Source organism: Bartonella sp. AA78NXGY, from assembly GCF_042197005.1.
Classification (GTDB): domain Bacteria; phylum Pseudomonadota; class Alphaproteobacteria; order Rhizobiales; family Rhizobiaceae; genus Bartonella.
Window position 1 is genome coordinate 1 of sequence record NZ_JBHIRI010000113.1, and the last position, 525, is coordinate 525.

Here is a 525-nt window from a genome sequence, read left to right on the forward strand (position 1 = left end):
CGCTTATGCCGTGCAAGCAAATGGGTTTGTTTGATTCAATATAAACAGACTTGAAATGAGAGAATCTTACGTTATTCAGGGTTTTCATTCAATATGAACAGAGCTAGATTATCATTATAAATCAATATCTTGTATCTGTCATACAAAAGCTGGAGCTGCTAATACAGCACTGATGCGACTCAAGCTTTGTTTTAAACAGCTGCGGCGTTGGGCGTGGATGTTGATTTTACAGGCAGTAGAAAAAGCAAGGGCTCTCTTAAGGAGGGATAGTGTAGTGTTATTAGGATTTATAAAGCGAAAAGGCAGCATATTGTGGCTGCCTTTTTTGTTGATGCATAGAAAAGAAATACGCTATTTTTACAGCCTTGTATTAAAACTGATAACGTATTCCTCCTGAAAAGCTTGCACCAGATATACCAGTTTTCTGAAGCTTTTGTTGATAACTTATATCACCATGAAGGGAGAAATTGTGAGACAGTTGCGCATTGATGCCAACGCCGCCTTCAATTGCAGGTCCCATAGGAT

General features: G+C 38.9%; 1 protein-coding gene. It reads right to left on the minus strand.

Annotated features, from left to right (window positions below):
* Window positions 1-370: 370 nt before the first annotated feature.
* The coding region (locus ACFINL_RS09930) for an autotransporter outer membrane beta-barrel domain-containing protein (protein ID WP_375651511.1) at window positions 371-525 on the minus strand (155 nt) is incomplete at its 5' end.